Origin of the sequence: Fictibacillus iocasae (assembly GCF_042665465.1) — a bacterium.
GTDB lineage: Bacteria > Bacillota > Bacilli > Bacillales > Fictibacillaceae > Fictibacillus > Fictibacillus iocasae.
Genome location: NZ_JBHTCP010000028.1, coordinates 1 through 1562, shown reverse-complemented (window position 1 = coordinate 1562; position 1562 = coordinate 1). Strand labels below are relative to the sequence as shown.

General features: G+C 43.2%; 2 protein-coding genes. Both read left to right on the top strand.

Translation table 11 applies throughout. The annotated features are described in order from the left end of the window. Positions 1–381 precede the first annotated feature (381 nt). On the top strand, positions 382–555 hold the full coding sequence (locus ACFQPF_RS11440; RefSeq protein ID WP_379749732.1) for a hypothetical protein: 174 nt from the start codon (positions 382–384) through the stop codon (positions 553–555). A gap of 558 nt (positions 556–1113) precedes the next feature. Next, complete coding sequence (locus ACFQPF_RS11435; RefSeq protein ID WP_379749730.1) at positions 1114–1464, top strand: cytochrome C oxidase subunit II; 351 nt, start codon at positions 1114–1116, stop codon at positions 1462–1464. The last annotated feature ends 98 nt before the right edge of the window (positions 1465–1562 follow it).

Sequence of the window (1562 nt, the reverse complement as noted above, 5' to 3'; positions counted from 1 at the left end):
ATTCAGTGCCCGAACTGCGGAGGCACGATGATTCAAGCGAGAAATAATCCCAAGTGAACGAGGTTCACTTGGGACGTCATTAAGTCGCGTTAGCGATTTTGTTCTGAGACTGTAATAAGACATGGGGTACGGTACCTTTTATGAAAAAATGATGCTGTTATCCATGTTGTTCTATCGGTGTACCGGACCCCTTTATGCTAAGCCACCTATGGTATTCACGATGTGGGCAATGTAGGATATACTAAGTGACATAGAGAAAGAGGTGAAGAACTGGTGAACATAACAGACAGTGCAGTAACGTATATATCCGCCGTTCTTGAACAGAATGGTGCGAACGGCGTCCGTGTCTATTTCTCTGGCATGGGCTGAGGCGGTCCCAATTTGGGTTTGGCTCTGGATGAGCCGGAAGAGACAGATGTAGTGGAAAAGATCAAAGGCATTAGAGTCGCTTTAGATTACCGTATATCCGATCATGCAAAAGGAATCACCCTTGACTTTGAGGATTCACAAGAAGGCGCAGGCCTTGTTATGAGAGGACAAAGCGACTGCTGTTGATATGGAAAAAACGTGCGCTCACACCTTGAGCGCACGTTTTTTGTAGGGCTTTTGCTAAAACGACAATCCCCTGCGTCAGCTGTTTTTTCCATTAGGCTCTTTTCGCAGAGATTGTTGCTCTAGATTGTTTTATTATTAAAAACTTTGAACTGCTGAATTTTCTCTGTGCAGTACATCATCCTTCTACACGCTAACTATGAGCATTGCATTTACTAAATCTTTTCGCTTAATCGACCTTGAATGCTTCATTGATAAGTGGATCGTAGTGTAAGGTACCGACTCCTCGAATAAGAAGTTCACTTTTTCTTGCGTTTGATGTCTTGTTACACAGCCTTCCTTATCCAGCGACTGGGAGTGAGAAGGTGAGACACTTTAATGGCGCGTGCGACGAAGGGGCTCACCGCTCACCCCGGGGAAAGCGTACACCTGTAACGGAGATTAACCTCTTCTTACATCAGTATTTTTGGAGTTGTGTGAATTATGTCACAGACTGTTCAATTTAGGCTTTCTATAATAAGGGTATAATAAGATATCACATCAACTTAGGAGGCTGTACTTATGAAAAGATTAATATGGGTGGCTCTTACTGCCATGCTGGTGATCGGAATGCTTGCCGCATGCGGAGGAAAAGAAGAAAAAAAGGAAGCAGCGGGCGAGACTGTAACGATGGAAGCAAAGAACTGGGAATTTGATAAAGCAGAATATACGGTGCCAGCAGATAAAGACTTTAATTTGGAGCTAAAGAATGTTGAAGGGGCGCACGGTTTGTTAGTTCAAGGTGAGGATGTTACCGTTGATGGCAACAGCTCAGAAGTCTTGAACTTGAAGCCTGGAAAATATAAAGTGGTTTGCAGCGTTCCTTGCGGAGCAGGACACGCAAAAATGGAAGCAACTTTAGTCGCTAAGTGAATCAATTTCATAATTGCTTTGTTTAAAAATGCCGAAAGAATCCTCACAAGGGAAATTTCGGCTTTTTTTAATTAGGCTGCTTGGTTTTGAAGGTTTTT